Source organism: Rhodococcus sp. MS13, assembly GCF_013277835.1.
GTDB lineage: Bacteria > Actinomycetota > Actinomycetes > Mycobacteriales > Mycobacteriaceae > Rhodococcus_F > Rhodococcus_F erythropolis.
This window is the reverse complement of the sequence record NZ_VBTL01000002.1, coordinates 138,679-157,436: the sequence shown is the minus strand read 5'-3', so window position 1 is coordinate 157,436 and position 18,758 is coordinate 138,679. Positions and strand designations below refer to the sequence as shown.

Sequence of the window (18,758 nt, the reverse complement as noted above, 5' to 3'; positions counted from 1 at the left end):
GGATTACACCAGGCTGGATTCGCGCGAGGCCTCGAGTGTCGACAGCATGCGCGGGGTGATCAGACCCGAACCCTCCGGCGCGTGAGCCGGGTCTGAGCCGAGTTCGATCTGCTTGTTGTCGGCATCGACGAAGACGACGCGCGGGGAGTATTCCTTGACTTCCTGCTCGTTCATCACGCCATAGGCGATGAGGATTACCAGGTCGCCCGGCTTGACCAGATGCGCTGCCGCACCGTTGATTCCGATGACACCGGTTCCGCGCTCGCCGGCGATGACGTACGTCTCGAGACGCGCACCGTTGTCGATGTCGACGATGCACACCTGTTCACCCTCGAGGAGGTCTGCGGCGTCCATCAGATCCTGGTCGACGGTGACGGAGCCGACGTAATGCAGGTCGGCGTGAGTCACGGTGGCGCGGTGGATCTTCGACTTCATCATTGTGCGAAACATATCCAGGTCCTTACTCGTGAAAAGTGCTCAGTGAGACAGCAGGTCGTCGATGGCGTCGGCGGATGGGTCGGTGTCACGCTCGAGGAACCCGGTTCCCACCGCGACACCGACGTTGTCGATCAAACGGGTGGTTCCGAGCTTGGCGGCCACCAACAGTCGGCCGTCACCTCTCTCGGGCGCGGGGCCCAGATCGACGCCCCGAACCTCGAGGTAGTCGACCTCGATTTCCGGAACAGCTGCCAGAACAGCGCGTGCGGTTTCCAGAATTGCTTCCGCTCCCCCGGACGCCGCGTGTGCACCGGCGATCAGAGCAGCGGACAGCGCGACCGCTGCGGCGCGCTGGCCCTCGTCGAGGTAGCGATTGCGAGAGGACAACGCGAGGCCGTCGAACTCGCGGACCGTCGGAACTCCGATGATCTGTACATCGAAGTTGAGATCCCACACCATCTGACGGATGAGCGTCAGCTGCTGGTAGTCCTTCTCACCGAAGTACGCGTGATTGGGTGCCGCGATCTGGAGCAGCTTCGCCACAACCGTCAGCATTCCGGCGAAGTGAGTGGGGCGCGCTCCGCCTTCGAGTTCGCTACCCAACGGGCCCGGCACGATGGTGGTGCGCTGGCCCCGCGGGTACATCGTCTTGGCGCTCGGCGCGAACACCAATTCGACGCCCTCGGCGCGAAGCAGGTCGAGATCCGCATCGAGAGTGCGCGGGTACGCGTCCAGGTCTTCGCCCGCACCGAACTGGAGCGGGTTCACGAAGATGGAAACGATCACGACGGCGCCGGTGACCTTGGCCTGACGAACCAACTCGATATGGCCGGCATGCAGCGCACCCATCGTCGGAACGAGCGCCACCTGACGCCCGACACCTCGCAGTGCCCGCGAGACGCGCCGAAGCTTGTCCGGATCGTGGTGCACCGTCAGTTCGCCGCGCTTGTATCCGCCCTGCAGATCACTCACGACGGTCACCTCCCGTTTCAGTCAAGATGTCGAACAATTCGGTGGGGGCGCCCACCCGCTGGGCCGATCGCAAGGACATCGCCCGATAGCCGGCAGCGAGCTCCGGATCCAGTTCTGTCAGTACGCGCAAATGTGTGTCGACGGCAGCAGCGTCGCCGCGTGCCACCGGACCGGTCAACGCCGAGGGACCGCGTCGTAGCGCGTTGTCCAAGGCCGCCGACAGCAGCGGCTGCAGGACACGCTCGGCCACTCCACCCGGATCTCCGTCGACCAACTGTTGACCGAGCAGCTCGTCACCTTGCAACGACGCTCGCAGCGCCTCGACGGCGTCGACCACGAGCGTGACCAGGTGATTACTGCCGTGAGCCAGTGCCGCGTGGTAGAGCGCGCGGTTCTCCTCGCGCACTCGGACGGGCTCGCCGCCGATCTCGAGGACCAGTGACTGCGCGATCGCGTAACCGATGTCGTCGGCAGCAGTGATTCCGAAGCATGCCGACGACAGCCGTGCGGTGTCCTCGTCGTGACCGGTGAACGTCATCGCCGGATGGATAGCCAAGGGCAGCGCGCCGAGTTCGGTGAGCGGAGTCAGGATCGCGATGCCGTTGGCACCGGACGTGTGGGCGACGAGCGTGCCCGGCTTGACGGCGTGGGTGGCCGCGAGACCTCGCACAAGATCCGCAAGCTGGTCGTCAGGAACGGCGAGAATCAGCAGTTCGGAGCGAGCTGCGACGTCGGCAGCCGGAAGAATTTCGGTATCGGGAAGCCGCTTCACAGCGCGGGCGACCGAGGCACTGGAGACGGCGGAGCAAGCGCTGACAACATGACCGGCTCGCTCCAATGCGGCACCGACAGCTGTTCCGACCCGTCCTGCTGAGACAATTCCTACCGTCAATCGCGCAGGTGCAGGCCCATTAGTGATCCCGAAGGAAGTCACCGGATTCCTCTCGTTCGTTCCAGTCCCGCTCGGCGGGTACCAGACGTTCTGCGTCCGAGGATATCCTTCGCCCGAACCGTCATGCCATGGCCGGGCGAGTGATCTGCGACTCAGTCCTCTCGGCGACGACGTCGACCGGAGCCTTCGGACGGGTTGCTCGAACTCAGGTTCGCCATTATTTCGGCGACGGTCAATCCGTTGGAATGAGCACCGCTCGCGGCATCTTCCGGGGCAGCGCGACGACGACGGCGCGGCTCTGCGTCAGGCTCCGCAGCGGGTTCAGCCTCCGTGACAATCTCGGGAACAACCTCGCGCGCCTCTTCGACGACAGCGTCTTCGATGACGGCGTCTTCGATGTTCGGGGCCTGGGCGGGAGCCTTGACTTCAGGCTCGACGGGCGCGACCGGCTCCGGATCCTTCTCCACCGGAACGCCTTTCACCGTTCGTGCCTGTGTGGAACCCACCGGGGAACTCTTCGGTGCCTGGTTCCTGCTCTGATTCTGCGGCTTCTGCGTCTCTTGTGGCTTCTGCGTCTCTTGTGGCTTCTGCGTCTCTTGTGGCTTCTGCGTCGGTATGACGCGCGGCGCCACGAAGCTGCTGTCACGCCACGACGTCTCCGCGAACACGACGGTTGTCTCAGCAGTCACCGGATCGTCGTTGGGCGATGCCAAGCCGCCGACGTTCGGTGCCGGTTGGCTGGGTCCGTTCTGGCCGGCGCCGGGAACGTACAGCCCCGACGGTGCCGGCTGGTACGCGCCGTACGAACTACCGCCAAGTTCCGGTACTCGCGTGGAATCGGTCTTGAGCGCGGTCTGTTCGGGCAGCAGTCCACCTTCGAACAGTGCTTCGAGGTTTCGGCGCAGCGCCACCAATTCGGCGCGCAGCCCGGCCAGTTCCTCCGCGTCCGCGGTCACCTCACGTCGCACGCGACCTTCGACGCTCAGTTCGTACTCACGTCGAGCCGAAATTTCACGTTCGAGCTGCAGTTCGTACACGGTCTGCAGATCGGCAACCTTGGCTTTGTCCAGTGCCGACTCACGCCGATACTTGGTCATGGCGATAGCGCCGAGGGTGGCTGCCCACAGAGCGACGACCAGTCCCACCCGAAGAAGCTGAACGCTGTTGCTGAAGATCAGAAACAGCGAAGCAATGACAGCAAGTGCCAGAAGAGCAGCAATGATCATCTGGCTCGCGCTGCGCTTGCTTCGGCGCGCAGACTTCGATCGACCAGAATTTGTCATGGTTGCCAGGGTACTTGCCGAGACCGGGGTCGCCACGTACCTCGGTGGGTGATTTGCCGACCAGGCTGTCAGTGCGCGGGCTCGTCAGGTGTATCTTCCGGCGTCTTGCAACAATGTTCGAGCCACAGAGCTGCCGCTACCAGCGCAATTGCGGCGCCCAACCCCACCCACGCGCCCGGCGTGTCGGAGGCTGCGGCCTGCAGAACCGAGCGTTGTGGGATGAGATACACCAGCACTCCGACCCAGACACCGACGGTAGCTGAACCGACCAAAGCGGATGCTTTGGCCAATGCCAGCGCTCGGGCGGCGGTGATGGGATGAAGCTGTCTGAGCCCGTCTCCGACCTGACGATTCTTGACGCGCGAACGAATGACAAAAGCGAAGACGGCCTCGGCAACGGCCACGAAGTACAGCGACGCTCCCGCATAAACAGGGATCGGCGGCATCGAACCGTAGAACACGCGAATCAGAATCCAGGTCGCCACAGCGGCAACCGCAGCCAGAACCGCGAGTTCACTGATCCGGGTCGGCTTCAAACCCTTACCTTCTTCGGTCACCGCGCAAGCACCACATCGGTAGTGCGCACACCTTCACGCTCAGTGCGATCGAGGCCGTCGAGAATTTGTGCCACCGACAACTTCTGGCCGTCGACGATCAGCGTCGCGTCAGGCTCGACGTCCAGCCAGGGAACGAGCACGAATGCCCGTAGATGCGCTCGCGGATGCGGAAGGGTGAGCACGGGATCGGAACTGACGACGCCTTCGCAGTCGACCACGTCCACGTCCAGGCTCCGGGGTCCCCAACGCTGTTCGCGCACCCGGTCTGCAGCTTCTTCGAGAGCTTGCGACCGGCGAAGCCACTCAGCGGCGTCGGCCTCGGGATCGTCGACCACCACCACCGCGTTGTAAAAATCCTGCTGCTCGACGCCACCCCACGGCGCCGTCGAGTAGACCGGTGAGACAGCAACGACGGCGCTGCCCAACCCGTCGACAACGGACTGCAGGTGAGCCACGCTGTCGCCGATGTTGGAACCGATCGACAGAACAGCGCGCGTCATGCCGATCTGGTCCGATGTGCGACGACGGCGACGTCCGCAAAAACCAGCGGAATCGGTGCCGACGGTTTGTGGACCACGACCTCGACGCTCTCGACTCGCGAATCTTTCATGACGTCGTCGGCGATCTCAGCGGCGACGGTCTCGATGAGATCGCGCGATGGGCCGGCGACGATGGCTGCGGCGGCTTCCGCCAACTCGCCGTAGTGCAGGGTATGGGTCAGATCGTCCGACGCCGCGGCGGGAGCCAAGTCCATCCACACGGTGATGTCGATGAAGAAGTCCTGACCGTCACGCTTCTCGTGGTCGAACACTCCGTGATTGCCGCGAACCTTCAGCCCGCGCAATTCGATTCGGTCCCCCATGTCAGGCCCTTTCTCGTCCACGGTTCCAGGCGTCGACCACGGCAATGGCGTCGAGCGAGGCTTGTGCGTCGTGCACCCGAACGCCCCAGGCGCCCTCACGTGCTGCAAGGGCCGAGACCACGGCCGTCGCAGTCTCGCGGCCACCAGGCGGACGGGGATTGCCGTCGGGATCGCTGAGCAGAGACCCCAGGAACCGCTTGCGGGAAGCGCCGACCAGTATCGGGAATCGGGTCGCGTTGAACTCGGGTAGTGCTCGCAACAGGGCCCAGTTGTGGTCGGCGTTCTTCGCGAACCCGAGGCCGGGGTCGAGGATGATCGACGACGAATCGACCCCTGCTTTCAACGCCAGATCGACCTGCGACAGCAGTTCGTCACGGACGTCGCGGACCACGTCGTCGTAGTGATCGGCGCTGCCACGATGGACGTAGTCACCGGCCGAGCGCCAATGCATGAGGATCCAGGGCACTCCGGCGTCGGCCACAACGGATGCCATGTCGGGGTCTGCGCGACCGCCCGACACGTCGTTGACGATGCCTGCGCCCGCTTCGATCGCGGCGGCGGCGACGGAAGCACGCATCGTGTCGACGCTGACACGAATTCCGGCTGCCACGAGTTCTTCGATCACCGGGGCAATACGGTCCGCCTCGAGTTTCGGATCGACGCGGGTGGCTCCGGGGCGCGTCGACTCGCCGCCGACGTCGACGATGTCGACGCCTATGCGTTGCAGTTCGAGCCCGCGAGCGATCGCCGCGTCACGATCGAGAAATTGACCACCGTCGGAAAACGAATCGGCGGTGACGTTCAGAATCCCCATCACGACCATCCGGGCCGGATCGCTACCTGCAACGGGAGCCGCGGACATCTCGCTCACTTACGAAGGATGAGGTCCAGCGCTTCGGACCGTGAGGCCGCGCTGGATTGCAGGAGCCCACGAACCGCTGACGTGGTCGTGCTGGCTCCAGGCTTGCGGATACCGCGCATCGCCATGCAGAGGTGCTCGGCTTCGATGACGACGATGGCTCCACGCGGGTCGAGCTTGCGCATCAAAGCATCCGCGATCTGGCTGGTCAGGCGTTCTTGAACCTGCGGACGCTTGGCGTACAGATCGACGACGCGCGCGAGCTTCGACAAACCGGTGACCTTGCCCGACTTTCCCGGGATGTAGCCAACGTGAGCAACACCGTGGAAGGACACCAGGTGGTGCTCGCACGTCGAGAACATCGGAATGTCTCGCACGAGCACCAATTCCTGGTGACCCTCGTCGAAAGTTGTGTTCAACGCGTCGTCGGGCTCGGAGTACAGACCCGCGAAGATCTCCTTGTACGAGCGCGCAACCCTGGCCGGCGTATCGAGCAGGCCTGGGCGCTCCGGATCTTCACCGACCGCGATCAACAATTCCCGTACGGCAGCCTCTGCCCGCGCCTGATCGAACGGGCGGCCCGTTCCGAGCGACACCAGTTCACTGGCCACATCATTCACCGACAACCGAACTCTCCTCGAGAATTGTTCACAGGTCCCCCGCCGCAGAGCCTAGTGGCGCAAGGTCAGCGGGATCCGTCCGGTCCGTCCCAGCGAGCGGTGCTCGGGCCGTCGTCCTCAGCCGAATGATGCGGCGGCGGAGTCTGCGGCTGTTCCGGTGCGGGGCTCTGCCACTGGTTTTCGCCGGTCGGGTTTCCCCGGTTCGGATCGGCGAAGGGTCCACCGTCCGGGTACTGCACCGGGTAATCGGGCTGCGCGGGGTAACGGCGGCCGGGGTGCGGCTGCTCGGGGTACGCCTGCTGTCCCGGGTGCGGTTGACCGTACTGCCCCTGATCGGGCTGGGGCTGACCGTGTTGGGGCTGACCGTACTGGCCCTGCGACTGGTTCGGCGGGGTCGGATTCTGTCCACCGGTGTACCCACCCGACTGCTGTCCGGGGTACGTCGGCGACGGGTTCTCACGCGGAGGCCAACCCGGTGCCGACCATCCGGCGGGCGCTCCGTAGTCGGGTGTTCCCGGTTGCGGAGTCTGCTGCGGAGCACTCGGCTGCGGGTACGAGGGCTGTGCGTAGCCGTTCGAGGGTCCCTGGTTGCCGTTGTTGGGGAGACCACCGTTGTTGGGGACACCGCCGTTGGGTGCACCGCTGTTGGGTGCGCCGCTGCTGGGTGCGCCTGCCTTGACGAGAACAGGTGCAGCAGCGGGCTCCGGCCACGTTTCGCCGCGCTCGATCGCGAGTTCGCGAGGAGTCTTCACCGGCGGACGATCCGAAGGCGTGCGCCCACCGAAATCGTTGAAAGCCGTGATACGCGGACGCTTTTCGACGCCGGCAAGGATCTTCTCGAGGTCCTTGCGAGTCAACGTCTCACGCTCGAGCAGTTCGGTAGCGATGAGGTCGAGCGCATCGCGGTACTCGTTGAGGATGGCCCACGCTTCGGTGTGCGCCGCCTCGATGAGGTTGCGCACCTCCTCGTCGATTTCGCGGGCGATCTCGTGCGAGTAGTCGGACTGAACGCCCATCGAACGGCCGAGGAACGGATCCCCGCCCTCCTGTCCGTAGCGAACCGCGCCGAGCTTGGCACTCATGCCGTATTCGGTGACCATCGCGCGTGCGATCTTGGTCGCCATGTCGATATCGGACGACGCTCCGGTGGTGGGCTCGTGGAACACCAGCTCCTCGGCGGCGCGTCCACCCATTGCCATGACGAGACGGGCGATCATCTCGGAACGCGTCATCAAACCCTTGTCGTCTTCGGGCACGGTCATCGCGTGACCGCCGGTGCGACCGCGAGCGAGGATCGTGACCTTGTAGACCGGCTCGATGTCAGGCATTGCCCAAGCAGCCAGCGTGTGACCGCCCTCGTGGTACGCCGTGATCTTCTTCTCGTGCTCGCTGATGATGCGACTCTTACGCCGCGGTCCACCGACAACACGGTCCACCGATTCCTCGAGCGAGGCTTCGGTGATGACGGTCCCGTTTTCGCGTGCGGTGAGCAGCGCAGCCTCGTTGATGACGTTCGCAAGATCGGCGCCCGACATTCCGACGGTCCGCTTGGCGAGGCCTTCGAGATCGGCGTTGGGATCGATCGGCTTGCCCTGCGAGTGCACTCGCAGGATCGCACGGCGACCGGCGAGGTCGGGGGCGCCGACCGGAATCTGGCGATCGAAGCGTCCCGGACGCAGCAGTGCGGGGTCGAGGATGTCGGGGCGGTTGGTTGCGGCGATCAAGATGATGCCGGTGCGATCACCGAAGCCGTCCATCTCGACGAGCAGCTGGTTGAGCGTCTGCTCGCGCTCGTCGTGTCCGCCGCCCAGTCCTGCGCCGCGCTGACGACCGACTGCGTCGATCTCGTCGACGAAGATGATGCAGGGGCTGTTCTGCTTGGCCTGCTCGAACATGTCGCGAACACGCGAAGCACCGACACCGACGAACATCTCGACGAAGTCCGAACCGGAGATGGTGAAGAACGGGACGCCGGCTTCGCCTGCGACAGCGCGAGCGAGCAGCGTCTTACCGGTTCCGGGAGGGCCGTACAGCAGCACACCGCGCGGAATCTTGGCGCCGAGCGCCTGGTAGCGAGCCGGGTTCTGCAGGAAGTCCTTGATCTCGTACAGCTCTTCGACAGCCTCGTCCGCACCGGCGACGTCGGCGAACGTGGTTTTCGGCATGTCCTTGGTGAGCTGCTTGGCCTTCGACTTACCGAATCCCATGACTCCGCCGCGACCACCGCCGCCCTGCATCCGGTTCATGACGAAGAAGAAGATGCCGAACAGAATGATCATCGGCAGCACGAACAGAAGGATCGACGTCAGCCAACTCTCCTGAGTGACCGTCGTGTTGAACTTGTCCGCTCCGGCGCCTTCGACCTTGTCGAAGATCTGCTCCGACGCACTCGCGGGGTACTTCGCCAGGATCTGCGTCTTACCGTCGGTGGCGTCGTTGCCGTTCTTGAGCCACAGACGAACCTGCTGCTCACGGTCGTCGATCTGCGCCGACTCAACATTCTTGGCGTCGAGTTGGGATATCGCGACCGAGGTGTCGACGGTCTTGAAGTCGCGGGTGTCGTTGCTGAAGTAGCTGAAGGCATAGATCACCAACAGCACGACGGCTACGAGTAGCACGTTACGGAACACAGTCTTACGGTTCATACAGGTCGGCCGATGTGGCCGGTCCTTTCGAGAGTGCGGGTCTGCCAGGTCGCCTTCCGGCTGCCAACCGGACACCTGCAGGTTACCGCGATCGGCCCCATCGATGCCCGCCAGCGGCCGTGCCGCTTGGTTGGAACGGTCGTCACTGTGTTCAACGTGCGCATTGCCGATCAGGTTCCCGGGCTACGTCGCAGCACAGTTTCCTGTGAGCGAACATGCTCATAGTGGTTATCGTGCGCTTTTCCGACGCTCGTCCGTCGTTATTCGTCAGGCCGTTTCGGAGAGGATTCCCGCAACAGAGTCAGCGGCGCCCGATTGGTCACCGTCGATGATCCGGTGCGCGAGCTGATCGAGTCGCGCAGACAGTCGCGCCGAGGACTCGGGCACGTCCGCCTGCTTGGCGATGGTGTCGTCGAGATCAGCCAATAAGCCGCCACCGGCCAGGTGCCTGACGCAGCGCCATGTCTCGGCGAAGTTTCTCGCGGTCCCGTCGTCGGTCAACATCGCGACCCGAAGCGCAGCGTTGGGATTCGACGCCGCCGCCCGAGCCAGGCCGGCCATGATCGCTTCCCTGGCAGCAGTCAGTTCGTCGACGGTTCGGTCTTGCAACCGCACTCCCGAGTCTGCAGACCTACCCGCGTCGGGCGTCGGAGCTTCGCGAATCACCGCACCGTTACCGTGCTGGATTTCGACTCTGCCCCGAATCTCGAGGGCCACGAGCGCTTGAGCCAGCGACGCTCGACTCACGCCGAGTTCGGCAGCCAGGCTGCGTTCGGGAGGAAGCCGATCGCCGGGCGAAAGGCCTTGAGCCTCGATGAAATTCGAAATGTGCTCGGCCAACTGCTCATACAGACGCGGACGCTTCAATCGTCCGGGCAGGCCCGAGCGCGAGCCGGGCGATGACGTCGAATTCATGCCTCGGAGTGTACTTGACAAATGGAGCAGTGGCAGAGAGGCTAGGCCAATTCCAAGTGATGCAGACCACAAGCTGGTCGCGAACGGATTGAGAGTTCGATGGCAAATGTCATAGCCCTGTCAGTACTTGTCCTGGTGTTCGTCATATCCACCGTGAGGTCGGTGAACATGGGTGCGCTTGCCCTGGTGGCTGCCTTCGTCGTCGGAACACTGGTCTTCACTGTCGATACCAGCGAGATCCTCGACGGCTTCCCGGCCAGCCTCTTCGTCATCCTGGTCGGCGTCACCTACCTGTTCGCGCTGGCCAGAAACAACGGCACGGTCGACTGGATCATTCACGCGGCGGTCCGTGCGGTCAGAGGACGAGTGGCCCTCGTGCCGTGGGCGATGTTCGCGGTGTGCGCGGCCGTCACCGCCATGGGCGCGGTCAGTCCCGCTGCCGTCGCCATCATCGCGCCCGTGGCAATGGGCTTCGCCACCCGCTACCGGATCCACCCCATGCTGATGGGCTTCATGGTCGTCCAGGGCGCAACGGCGGGCAGCTTCTCCCCTATCGGAATCTTCGGTGTGATCACCAACGACGTCATGCGCCAGAACGGCCTCCCGTCCAGCCCGGCCTTGCTGTTCGTCTCGACCTTCGCGGCCGCAGCCGTTGTTGCCGCAATCGCGTACGTCTCGTTCGGCGGTCGCGCATTGATTGCACGCGGCGCCTCGGAGCGCGTGCTTGTCAGCGCAGTCGGCAACGCTTCGGGCGGTGGCGACACCATCACCGGTTCGGGTTCCGGCGACAGTTCGAAGGGTGGCGGCAAGTCCTCGGTTGGGACCGCTCCGCACGAGGGAGCACTCAATCTCGAGCGGCGACTCACCCTGCTCGGACTGGCGTCACTTGCACTCGGCGCCTTGGTCTTCGACCTCGACGTCGGATTCACCGCACTGACCGTCGCGGTACTTCTCACCCTGATCTTCCCGGCCTCCGCCCGCGGGGCCGTCGACAAGATCAGCTGGGGCACCGTGCTCCTCATCGGCGGAATCGTCACATACGTGGCCCTATTGCAGAACCAAAACACCGTCCAGTGGCTCGGGGATTCGGTAGCTCACGTGGGCATTCCACTTCTCGCGGCGTTCCTGATCTGTCTGATCGGCGCGATCGTGTCGGCGTTTGCATCCACCACCGGAATCCTCGGTGCACTTATCCCTTTGGCAATTCCCTTCCTCATGACCGGCCAGGTCAATGCAACCGGCCTGGTTATCGCACTGGCAATCTCGTCGTCTCTGGTCGATTGCAGTCCGTTCTCGACCAACGGCGCGCTGGTGGTGGCGAACGCCGCTCCGGAAGAACGCGACGTGGTGTTCGGGCTGACGATGCGGTGGGGCATGACCATCATGGTGGTGACGCCGATTCTCGCCTGGTTGCTGTTCGTTGTTCCCTGGTCCGTCTGAATCTTCGCTCAAAGAAAGGGAACTCGCGATGAACAGCGAATCCACACTTCTGCGCTCCCTCGACCCTCGCATCTTCGACGACCACGAGGCTGCGGTCACCTTCGGCGAAGGCGCGACCCTCTCTCGCGCCGACTTGTTGGCCGCCGCCACCGCGGTCGCCGATCGAATCCACGGTGCACAGCGAGTGGCAGTACAAGCCGCCGCCGGCCTCGAGACAGTGGTCGCCGTCGCCGGCGCGCTGATCGCCGGTGTTGCCGTGGTCCCGATCCCACCGGACTCCGGCCCGCTCGAACGTCAGCACATCATCGCCGATTCCCAGGCCGAACTGATACTCGGAGACGGACCGTCGGATTCGAGTATCCCGTTGATTCCCATCGATATTCACGCGCGATCTGCGACGTCCTATCCCGAACCGAGCGCGGCAGCTACCGCACTGATCATGTACACCTCAGGAACCACCGGAGCGCCGAAAGGCGTCGTCCTCTCGCGAGCAGCGATCGCAGCAGATCTCGACGCACTTGCCCACGTGTGGAATTGGACTCCAGAGGACACACTCGTCCACGGACTTCCCCTCTTCCACGTCCACGGGTTGATTCTCGGCGTGTTGGGCGCCTTGCGCGTCGGTTCACCGCTGATTCATACCGTCAGACCAACTCCGGATTCGTATGCCGCAGCGGGCGGCTCGTTGTACTTCGGTGTTCCGACTGTCTGGTCACGCGTGTGCGGTGGTCCCTCGGCGGCGGCAGCATTGCGATCCGCCCGCTTGCTCGTGTCCGGAAGTGCACCACTTCCGGTTCCTTTGTTCGAGCGGATGAAATCGCTGACCGGGTTGGCTCCCGTCGAGCGCTACGGAATGAGTGAAACCCTCATCACCGTCAGCACGACGCACGACGGCGAACGTCGCCCGGGTTGGGTCGGGCACGCTGTTCCCGGAGTCAGGACGAGGTTGCGCGGCGAGAACGGCGAATTGTCGGCGCACGACGGAGAGCAGCTTGGGCAACTGGAAGTTGCGGGAGCCGTGCTCTTCGACGAGTACCTCGGGAACCCCTCGAAGACAGCGGAATCCATGACCGAGGACGGCTGGTTCCGCACCGGCGACATCGCGGTGATCGACGACAGCGGATTCCACCGCATCGTCGGCCGCGAGTCGGTCGACATGATCAAGTCCGGTGGATACCGCATCGGTGCAGGCGAGGTGGAACAGGCACTTCTGGCATACCCCGGCGTTCGCGAGGCCGCCGTCGTCGGTGTGCCGGACGACGACCTCGGCCAACGCATAGTCGCCTTCATCGTCGGAGACGTAGCCGACTGCGCGGTGGTTTCGGACTTCGTCGCCGAATCGCTGTCGATCCACAAGCGCCCACGCCAGGTTTGTCTGGTGGACAGCTTGCCCCGCAACGCTATGGGCAAAGTCCAGAAGAAGCTGCTGACGCTCTGAAGGCAACTCGCTTGCGCAATCGACGCGGTGCGGTCGTGAGTTCTGCACGACCGCACCCGATACCAGCATCGAGACGGCGGTACAGCACCGATGCGCCTCAAGGTTCTCACTCGCACTCGCACAGTTTGCCGCCAGGCTGCCCCGTCACTCGCGGAAGTCTTTTCGTTTTCACGAATCGCCGAGGACCCGATCGCACCCTCTACGAGGATGGTTACCTTGCCAGCTCCCTGCGTAGGTCAAAGTCAGCCATCAACCTTGAAACCAAACGAAGCTGAGCTAGATAACTACCTACCGCCCGTGAACTCGATTGCAGCATCTCTTCGACGGTAAGCGTCCAAGGGATTCGATGCCTTACGAATCAGGGCTTCCCAAGTCCGTAGGTGAACTCTCCAGAACTCCAGTTCATCGTCGCGTGGTACTTGTATCCACTCATCATGCCGTCGCCCTTATTCTCGTTGGCTGCGAAGCACTCAAAGACCGTGGTTTTTTCAGATAGGTCATCAGTCGAACCACCCCCGACAGGGGAACAGGACACCGAAATAATCGGACCGTCCATAAACCCTTTCGTAACGTGATCCTCAGCCATTGTCTTGACGCTGCTTTCAATATTGGTCACCGCCAAGATACGTCGGGCGCGTTCGCTAGCATCCTTACTCTCCTGAGCGGATTTTTCGGCGGCAACGCGGGCAGCTTCTTCATCGGCCGCCAACTGAACCGCCGCTGCCGCTGCATCCCGCTCAGCCTTCACGTTGGAATCATGGGACAGTTTCCAGACTGTCCCGCCGACCGCCGCGAGAAGAACAATCGCCAGCGCCGCTATCAAAACCTTCTTCGGTGGCCGCTTTCGCGATGTGGGCGAGTCCTTCGAATCCGGCGCAGGCAGGGGTAGCCACTTTGTCCCATCCCAGTAACGTTGACCGCCCGCTGGATCTGGGTACCAGCCCGCGGGTATCTGGTCAGATGGCTCGGACATCGTCGTGCTCCTTCATTCCTGGATAGAACCGATCACACTGGTGGGTGTGGTTGGAAATTGCCAAAATTAGCGAATCTGTCCCATCCATAAATCTTGAATGCAACGCGTTCGGGACCGGTCCGCTGAAACGGATTTCGTTAGTTCAATCAGAATAGAGAGTGATACCGACAAACCGTCCAGTTTTGGAGATCGAGCGCCACCCTATCGGAACAAAGGACGAACCTTGGACCTACTACCTCGCCTTTTCCAGAACGAAACTCACCTAACCGCAGCACCTAGTCGGCGAGTACCCCGACTTCAGCCGTACGCCGTCGATGAACTTGCCAGCACGGCCAAAATATGAGGAGCCGTCGAAAGCGCATCGCTACGCCTACCATCGGCGATTGATCGAGAGATCAATCGCCGACGCGGAATTTGCGTGTTTTATGGGTACGTTCAAGCATCGCGGCTACTTGTCGGAGACACGTGACATCGCCATGCTTCGAGTCTGTGGCCGTAGCCGTAGCCGTGGACACGTCAGCAGGAACTTCGAGATGCCTCAACGGAAATCGCCGGAACACCATTCGCTGATCTGCGAATTGAACCACTTCACAGCAATTTGGTATGCCACGCAGGGATGCAGCTGCGTTATCCACGTCAGTTCACAACTCGGAAATCAAATCCATCCCGATCCCAACACAAAACTGGAACGAACCGCTCAGCGCCCCGACACGAAACCATTTGGAGCACGACGATGTCTTGCCCAGGGTCCGCGCCTGAGCCGCACTCCAGGCGCGAGCAGGCTCAGCCGCCGTAGACCTCAGGGTCCAGGGTGCCGATGTACGGCAGATCGCGGTACCGCTCGGCGTAGTCGAGGCCGTAACCGACGACGAACTCGTTGGGGATGTCGAAGCCCACGTCGCGGACGTCGACGTCGATCTTGACGGCGTCCGGCTTGCGGAGCAGGGTGACGACCTCGAGCGAAGCGGGATTGCGCGTCTTGAGGTTGCGCATCAACCACGACAACGTCAGGCCCGAGTCGATGATGTCCTCGACGATCAGCACGTGGCGACCGGCGATGTCCTTGTCGAGGTCCTTGAGGATGCGGACGACGCCCGAAGACGAGGTCGAGGATCCGTAGGAGCTCACGGCCATGAATTCCATCTGCGACGGGATCGGCAGGGCGCGGGCGAAGTCGGTCATGAAGAAGACCGCTCCCTTGAGGACGCCGATCAGCAGGAGATCCCCTTCGGGGGCGCCTGCCGGGTAACGCTTGGCGATTTCCTCAGCCAGTTCCGCCGTTCGTGCACGGATCTGTTCTTCGGAGATCAGTACCGATGCGATGTCGCCCTCGTACACGCGTCAAACCCTTCGTCGGTCTTCGAATCCGAGGATCAGCCTGCCACGTCGCCGGGCCGCCACCAACCTCGCCTCCGGTGTTCCGCCCCCGATCGCGACGCCGCCTTGCCCCCGCCAGTCGATCACCAGGGCGTCGACTGCCCGTAACTGTTTGTCCGTCAATGCTTTTGCGCCGCCCTGCAACAGCCAGGCCCGTAGAGCACGTCGACGGATTGCGGTGGGGGCTTCGGCAAGTGTGTCCACTTCCACTTCTTCGTCGACGACAACCCGTAGGAGTAGGGCCTCGGCGTACTCGTCGAGCGCCTCGCCGTCCTCACGTAACTGTGTCGCGGTCCGGGCCAACGCCTCGGGAACTCCCCCGCCGAGAATTTCTTCGAGTAGCGGCAACGCCTCGTGCCGCAGACGGACACGAGTGAACTCGGGATTGTTGTTGTGCGGGTCCTCCCACGGCGTGATTCTCAGGTCGACGCAGGCCGCCCTGGTCACCGATCGACGGATGCCGAGCAGCGGCCGTCCCCAGGGGGCGTCGAATGCCGCCATACCCTGAATCGATCGCCCACCGGACCCGCGGGACAGTCCGAGAAGGACGGTCTCTGCTTGATCGTCGAGCGTGTGTCCGAGCAGAACCGGGAGGTCAGTCCTGGCGTCGCGCAGGGCGTTGTACCGAGCCTCACGCGCTGCGGCCTCGAGACTCCCATCTTCGGCTACGTCGACGGTCAGCACCGTCGCGGTCCGGCAACCCAGCGCCAGCGCCTGGTCTGCGGCCGAGCGCGCGACGGCATCAGAACCAGGCTGCAGCCGATGGTCCACGATCAACGCGTCGACAGAATCGGTTTCCGCCACCGCTGCTGCGGTCAACGCCAATGAATCGGCGCCCCCGGACAGGGCGACGACCACACGGCGTCGTGGCTCGAATGCGACCGTCCATGCCCGCACGGCCTGTCGCAGCGCCAGTAGGGCAGGCGTCTCAGGCAGCAGCATCTAGCCGAGAACGCGCTTTACCCACGCGTCGGGATTGTCGATCTCGTCCAGCAACGGCAAGGTCTCGGGCCCGGTCCAGATGGTGTTGAACTGCTCCATGCCGACCTTGAGAACCACCGCGTCGACGAAGGCCTTGCCGCGTACGTACTGCGCCATCTTGGCGTCCATGCCGAGAAGCATCTTGATGATCCGCTGCACGGGGTTGGACTTGCGCTGCCGACGCTTGTCGAAGGCCGCGCGGATAGTTGCCACCGACGGCACCACGGCGGGGCCGACGGCGTCCATCACGTGGTCTGCATGCCCTTCGAGGAGGGTGCCGAGTACGAGCATCCGATCCAGCGCGTCACGCTGAGGTTCTGCCTGCGAAGCACGCAGCAGGCCGATGATCCCGCCCGCCGTCGCACCGTCACTGGAGTCGGGTTCCTTCCGCGAGCGCAGCTCTGCAGCAAGGCGCCCGACAACGTCGGTCATCGACTCGTCCACCGTCGCACCAAGCGTTTCGACGGATTCCTTCATGTACTCCGCTAGCCACGGCGAGGACGAGAACTGAACCCGGTGGGTGACCTCGTGCAGGCAGACCCACAACCGGAAGTCACTCGGGTTCAGCCGAAGGGACCGTTCGACGGAGACGATGTTCGGTGTGACCAGAAGCAGGGTGCCGTGCTCGCCGGTGAACGGGTCGTACTGCCCGAGGATCGCCGAAGACAGGTACGCCAGCATGGCGCCGGCCTGCAAGCCCGCCGGCTTTCCGACGATAAGATTGCCACTGCCGTCAGGGTCGGCGCCGGTGAGATGCGCCATCGACCGCGAGGCCGCCGTGATCCACCCGGCCCGGTCGAGCACGTCAGCGGCCGGGACCGGTAGACCGTCGGCCAAACCGGTCACTTCACGAACCGGCAGTTCTGCACGCTTGGATGCCTCGGCGAGTTCTGCGGTTGCCGTCTCGGCCGTGTAGCGAGACATCGCGGGGCCGCCGCGCGCCAGTTTTATCCCGGCTTTGGCGGCAAGACTCCAGTCGACGGCACCACCGAGCGGAGCCGAGGCTTCATCATCTTGTGGAGTCTTTTCGGCCACTATTGGCACCCGCAATTCCTCAATGCTCCGGCAATCGCGTCCAGGGCAGGACGGCTCACTTCTGGCGGCCGGTCATTGGACATCAGTGCGAAGGTGAGCACTCGCCCGTTCTGATCGACCACGAACCCTGACAACGCGCTGGCCGTCGAGAGAGTTCCCGTCTTGGCCCGTACCCAACCCGCACCGGTTCGGTTTCCGGACGCGTAGCGGTCGGACAAACTTCCTGTTCCGCCGGCCACCGGAAGGTAGTCCAGCAGGGGGCGCAGTTTCGGATCACCGTCACCGGCCGCAGCCGTCATGACGCGATCGAGTACCTGAGCGGGAATGAGATCGTCGACGGAAAGTCCGCTGGAATCGTGCAGCGAAACTCCGGTGTAGTCGAACCCGGCGGCCTGCAGGGTCTTGCCGGTCGCGTCGACGGCTCCGGTGAACGAGGCTTCGATTCCGGAGGCAATCGCGACCTCACGCCCGATGGTCTCGGCGAGCACGTTGTCGGAATGTTCCATCATCTGCAGCAGCCGGTCGCTCAGCGGCGCCGACTGCACGGTGGCGATCGGCTTGGCACCGGCAGGCGCCGCGCCGAGACTCACGTTGGCGGGATCGACACCGAGGGCCTGAGCGAGCACCTTGCCCGCGTCCAACGCGGGCGTTTCCGAACGCGGCGACTCGTCTTGAGTGCCGTCGTACCGACCACCTTCGATCATCACCGATTCGATCGGGGTGATGTAACCGGCCGCGATGTCAGCGGGGAACCACCCGGTGGCCATGTTGTCGCCCTTGAACAAACTCGAGTCCACCACGACGCTGGTCACCGGCGTACCGGCAGCCTTGATCTGGTCGACGAGATCCGCGATGTGCGCTGCGTTGGCGTAGTACCCGCTCTGCCCCTTCGGCGTCGCCGTCAGCGTCGGGTCACCGCCGCCGACCAGAACGACCTGCCCGGGGCTCGCTCCGGGGACCACCGTCGTGGCCAGCCGGTGGTCGAGCGGCAGCTTCAGCAGTGCCGCCGATGCGGTCAGCACCTTCGTCGTGGACGCAGGCGTCATCGGCGTCGACGGGTCTGCGCTCCACAGAATGTTTCCGGTGAGCGCATCAGCGACTACTCCGGTGAACTTCCCCAGATCCGGGTTGGCCACGGCCGGGCCGATCGCCGCGGCAATTCCCGACGCGCTCGGGATCGGTGCGTCCGTCGGGACGGGCACCACCTGAGGTGACGGCGTCACGAGCGCAGGCTGCGGCGACGTAGTCACGGTCGCGCTGCCGGCTGTGTCGTTCGACGTACCGAGTTTCACGACGACAACTCCGGCGACGGCCAGTACAACCACTGCACCGACCGCCAGAAGGATGCGGAAGTTACGCCGTCGACTCTCTTCCAACGAGCCGATCTTCTTCTTTCCTTGGCCCGCCAACGCCCCTCCGTCTGTGCTCTGCCTACTGGGTGGTCAGGCAACCTTATCCTTGACCCGATATC

General features: G+C 63.7%; 18 protein-coding genes. 2 read left to right on the top strand and 16 right to left on the bottom strand.

Annotated elements, in window-relative coordinates; translation table 11 throughout:
• Nucleotides 1-3: 3 nt before the first annotated feature.
• From panD to FEZ59_RS03105, 11 genes are all read right to left on the bottom strand, one after another.
• Nucleotides 4-450, bottom strand: coding sequence for an aspartate 1-decarboxylase (panD, locus tag FEZ59_RS03155; RefSeq protein WP_003945761.1), 447 nt, complete (start codon nt 448-450; stop codon nt 4-6).
• 27 nt (nt 451-477) lie between these two features.
• Nucleotides 478-1,410, bottom strand: coding sequence for a pantoate--beta-alanine ligase (gene panC, locus FEZ59_RS03150; protein ID WP_170320391.1), 933 nt, complete (start codon nt 1,408-1,410; stop codon nt 478-480).
• On the bottom strand, nt 1,403-2,344 hold the full coding sequence (locus FEZ59_RS03145; protein WP_172932232.1) for a DUF2520 domain-containing protein: 942 nt from the start codon (nt 2,342-2,344) through the stop codon (nt 1,403-1,405). The genes panC and FEZ59_RS03145 overlap by 8 nt, the downstream gene beginning before the upstream one ends.
• A 110-nt stretch (nt 2,345-2,454) precedes the next feature.
• On the bottom strand, nt 2,455-3,585 hold the full coding sequence (locus FEZ59_RS03140; protein ID WP_202022441.1) for a DUF6779 domain-containing protein: 1,131 nt from the start codon (nt 3,583-3,585) through the stop codon (nt 2,455-2,457).
• 68 nt (nt 3,586-3,653) lie between these two features.
• Complete coding sequence (locus FEZ59_RS03135) at nt 3,654-4,121, bottom strand: DUF3180 domain-containing protein (RefSeq protein WP_153213529.1); 468 nt, start codon at nt 4,119-4,121, stop codon at nt 3,654-3,656.
• Between the two features lie 17 nt (nt 4,122-4,138).
• Complete coding sequence (gene folK / locus FEZ59_RS03130; RefSeq protein WP_019746786.1) at nt 4,139-4,642, bottom strand: 2-amino-4-hydroxy-6-hydroxymethyldihydropteridine diphosphokinase; 504 nt, start codon at nt 4,640-4,642, stop codon at nt 4,139-4,141.
• Nucleotides 4,639-5,004, bottom strand: a complete 366-nt coding sequence (gene folB, locus FEZ59_RS03125; protein WP_019746785.1) for a dihydroneopterin aldolase — start codon at nt 5,002-5,004, stop codon at nt 4,639-4,641. The genes folK and folB overlap by 4 nt, the downstream gene beginning before the upstream one ends.
• 1 nt (nt 5,005) lies before the next feature.
• On the bottom strand, nt 5,006-5,866 hold the full coding sequence (gene folP, locus FEZ59_RS03120) for a dihydropteroate synthase (protein WP_172932363.1): 861 nt from the start codon (nt 5,864-5,866) through the stop codon (nt 5,006-5,008).
• Nucleotides 5,867-5,871: 5 nt separating this feature from the next.
• A complete protein-coding gene (folE, locus tag FEZ59_RS03115; RefSeq protein WP_019746783.1) occupies nt 5,872-6,489 on the bottom strand; it encodes a GTP cyclohydrolase I FolE in 618 nt (205 codons plus the stop codon).
• Between the two features lie 59 nt (nt 6,490-6,548).
• Nucleotides 6,549-9,128 (bottom strand): ATP-dependent zinc metalloprotease FtsH, encoded by a 2,580-nt coding sequence (ftsH, locus tag FEZ59_RS03110; protein WP_134998458.1) that lies wholly within the window; start codon nt 9,126-9,128, stop codon nt 6,549-6,551.
• 267 nt (nt 9,129-9,395) lie between these two features.
• Nucleotides 9,396-10,043 carry a GntR family transcriptional regulator gene (locus tag FEZ59_RS03105; protein ID WP_172932231.1) on the bottom strand — a complete coding sequence of 216 codons (648 nt, stop codon included), beginning with the start codon at nt 10,041-10,043 and terminating at the stop codon, nt 9,396-9,398.
• 99 nt (nt 10,044-10,142) lie between these two features.
• Between FEZ59_RS03105 and FEZ59_RS03100 the strand changes: the two genes are divergently transcribed.
• Together FEZ59_RS03100 and FEZ59_RS03095 are read left to right on the top strand one after the other, a co-directional pair.
• Complete coding sequence (locus FEZ59_RS03100) at nt 10,143-11,483, top strand: SLC13 family permease (protein ID WP_070796406.1); 1,341 nt, start codon at nt 10,143-10,145, stop codon at nt 11,481-11,483.
• Between the two features lie 28 nt (nt 11,484-11,511).
• Complete coding sequence (locus FEZ59_RS03095; RefSeq protein WP_172932230.1) at nt 11,512-12,921, top strand: acyl-CoA synthetase; 1,410 nt, start codon at nt 11,512-11,514, stop codon at nt 12,919-12,921.
• Between the two features lie 358 nt (nt 12,922-13,279).
• Here FEZ59_RS03095 and FEZ59_RS03090 read toward each other — a convergent pair whose 3' ends face one another.
• The 5 genes from FEZ59_RS03090 to dacB form a co-directional block, all read right to left on the bottom strand.
• Entirely contained in the window at nt 13,280-13,894 is a 615-nt protein-coding gene (locus FEZ59_RS03090) for a DUF2510 domain-containing protein (RefSeq protein WP_029537491.1), read from the bottom strand.
• Nucleotides 13,895-14,677: 783 nt separating this feature from the next.
• A complete protein-coding gene (hpt, locus tag FEZ59_RS03085) occupies nt 14,678-15,232 on the bottom strand; it encodes a hypoxanthine phosphoribosyltransferase (RefSeq protein ID WP_019746778.1) in 555 nt (184 codons plus the stop codon).
• A 3-nt stretch (nt 15,233-15,235) separates the two neighbouring features.
• Nucleotides 15,236-16,213 (bottom strand): tRNA lysidine(34) synthetase TilS, encoded by a 978-nt coding sequence (gene tilS, locus FEZ59_RS03080; protein ID WP_172932229.1) that lies wholly within the window; start codon nt 16,211-16,213, stop codon nt 15,236-15,238.
• Nucleotides 16,214-17,287, bottom strand: coding sequence for a zinc-dependent metalloprotease (locus tag FEZ59_RS03075; protein ID WP_019746776.1), 1,074 nt, complete (start codon nt 17,285-17,287; stop codon nt 16,214-16,216). It lies immediately after the preceding gene.
• On the bottom strand, nt 17,287-18,696 hold the full coding sequence (dacB, locus tag FEZ59_RS03070; protein WP_029254401.1) for a D-alanyl-D-alanine carboxypeptidase/D-alanyl-D-alanine-endopeptidase: 1,410 nt from the start codon (nt 18,694-18,696) through the stop codon (nt 17,287-17,289). Before dacB ends, FEZ59_RS03075 begins: the two co-directional genes overlap by 1 nt.
• Between the last annotated feature and the right edge of the window lie 62 nt (nt 18,697-18,758).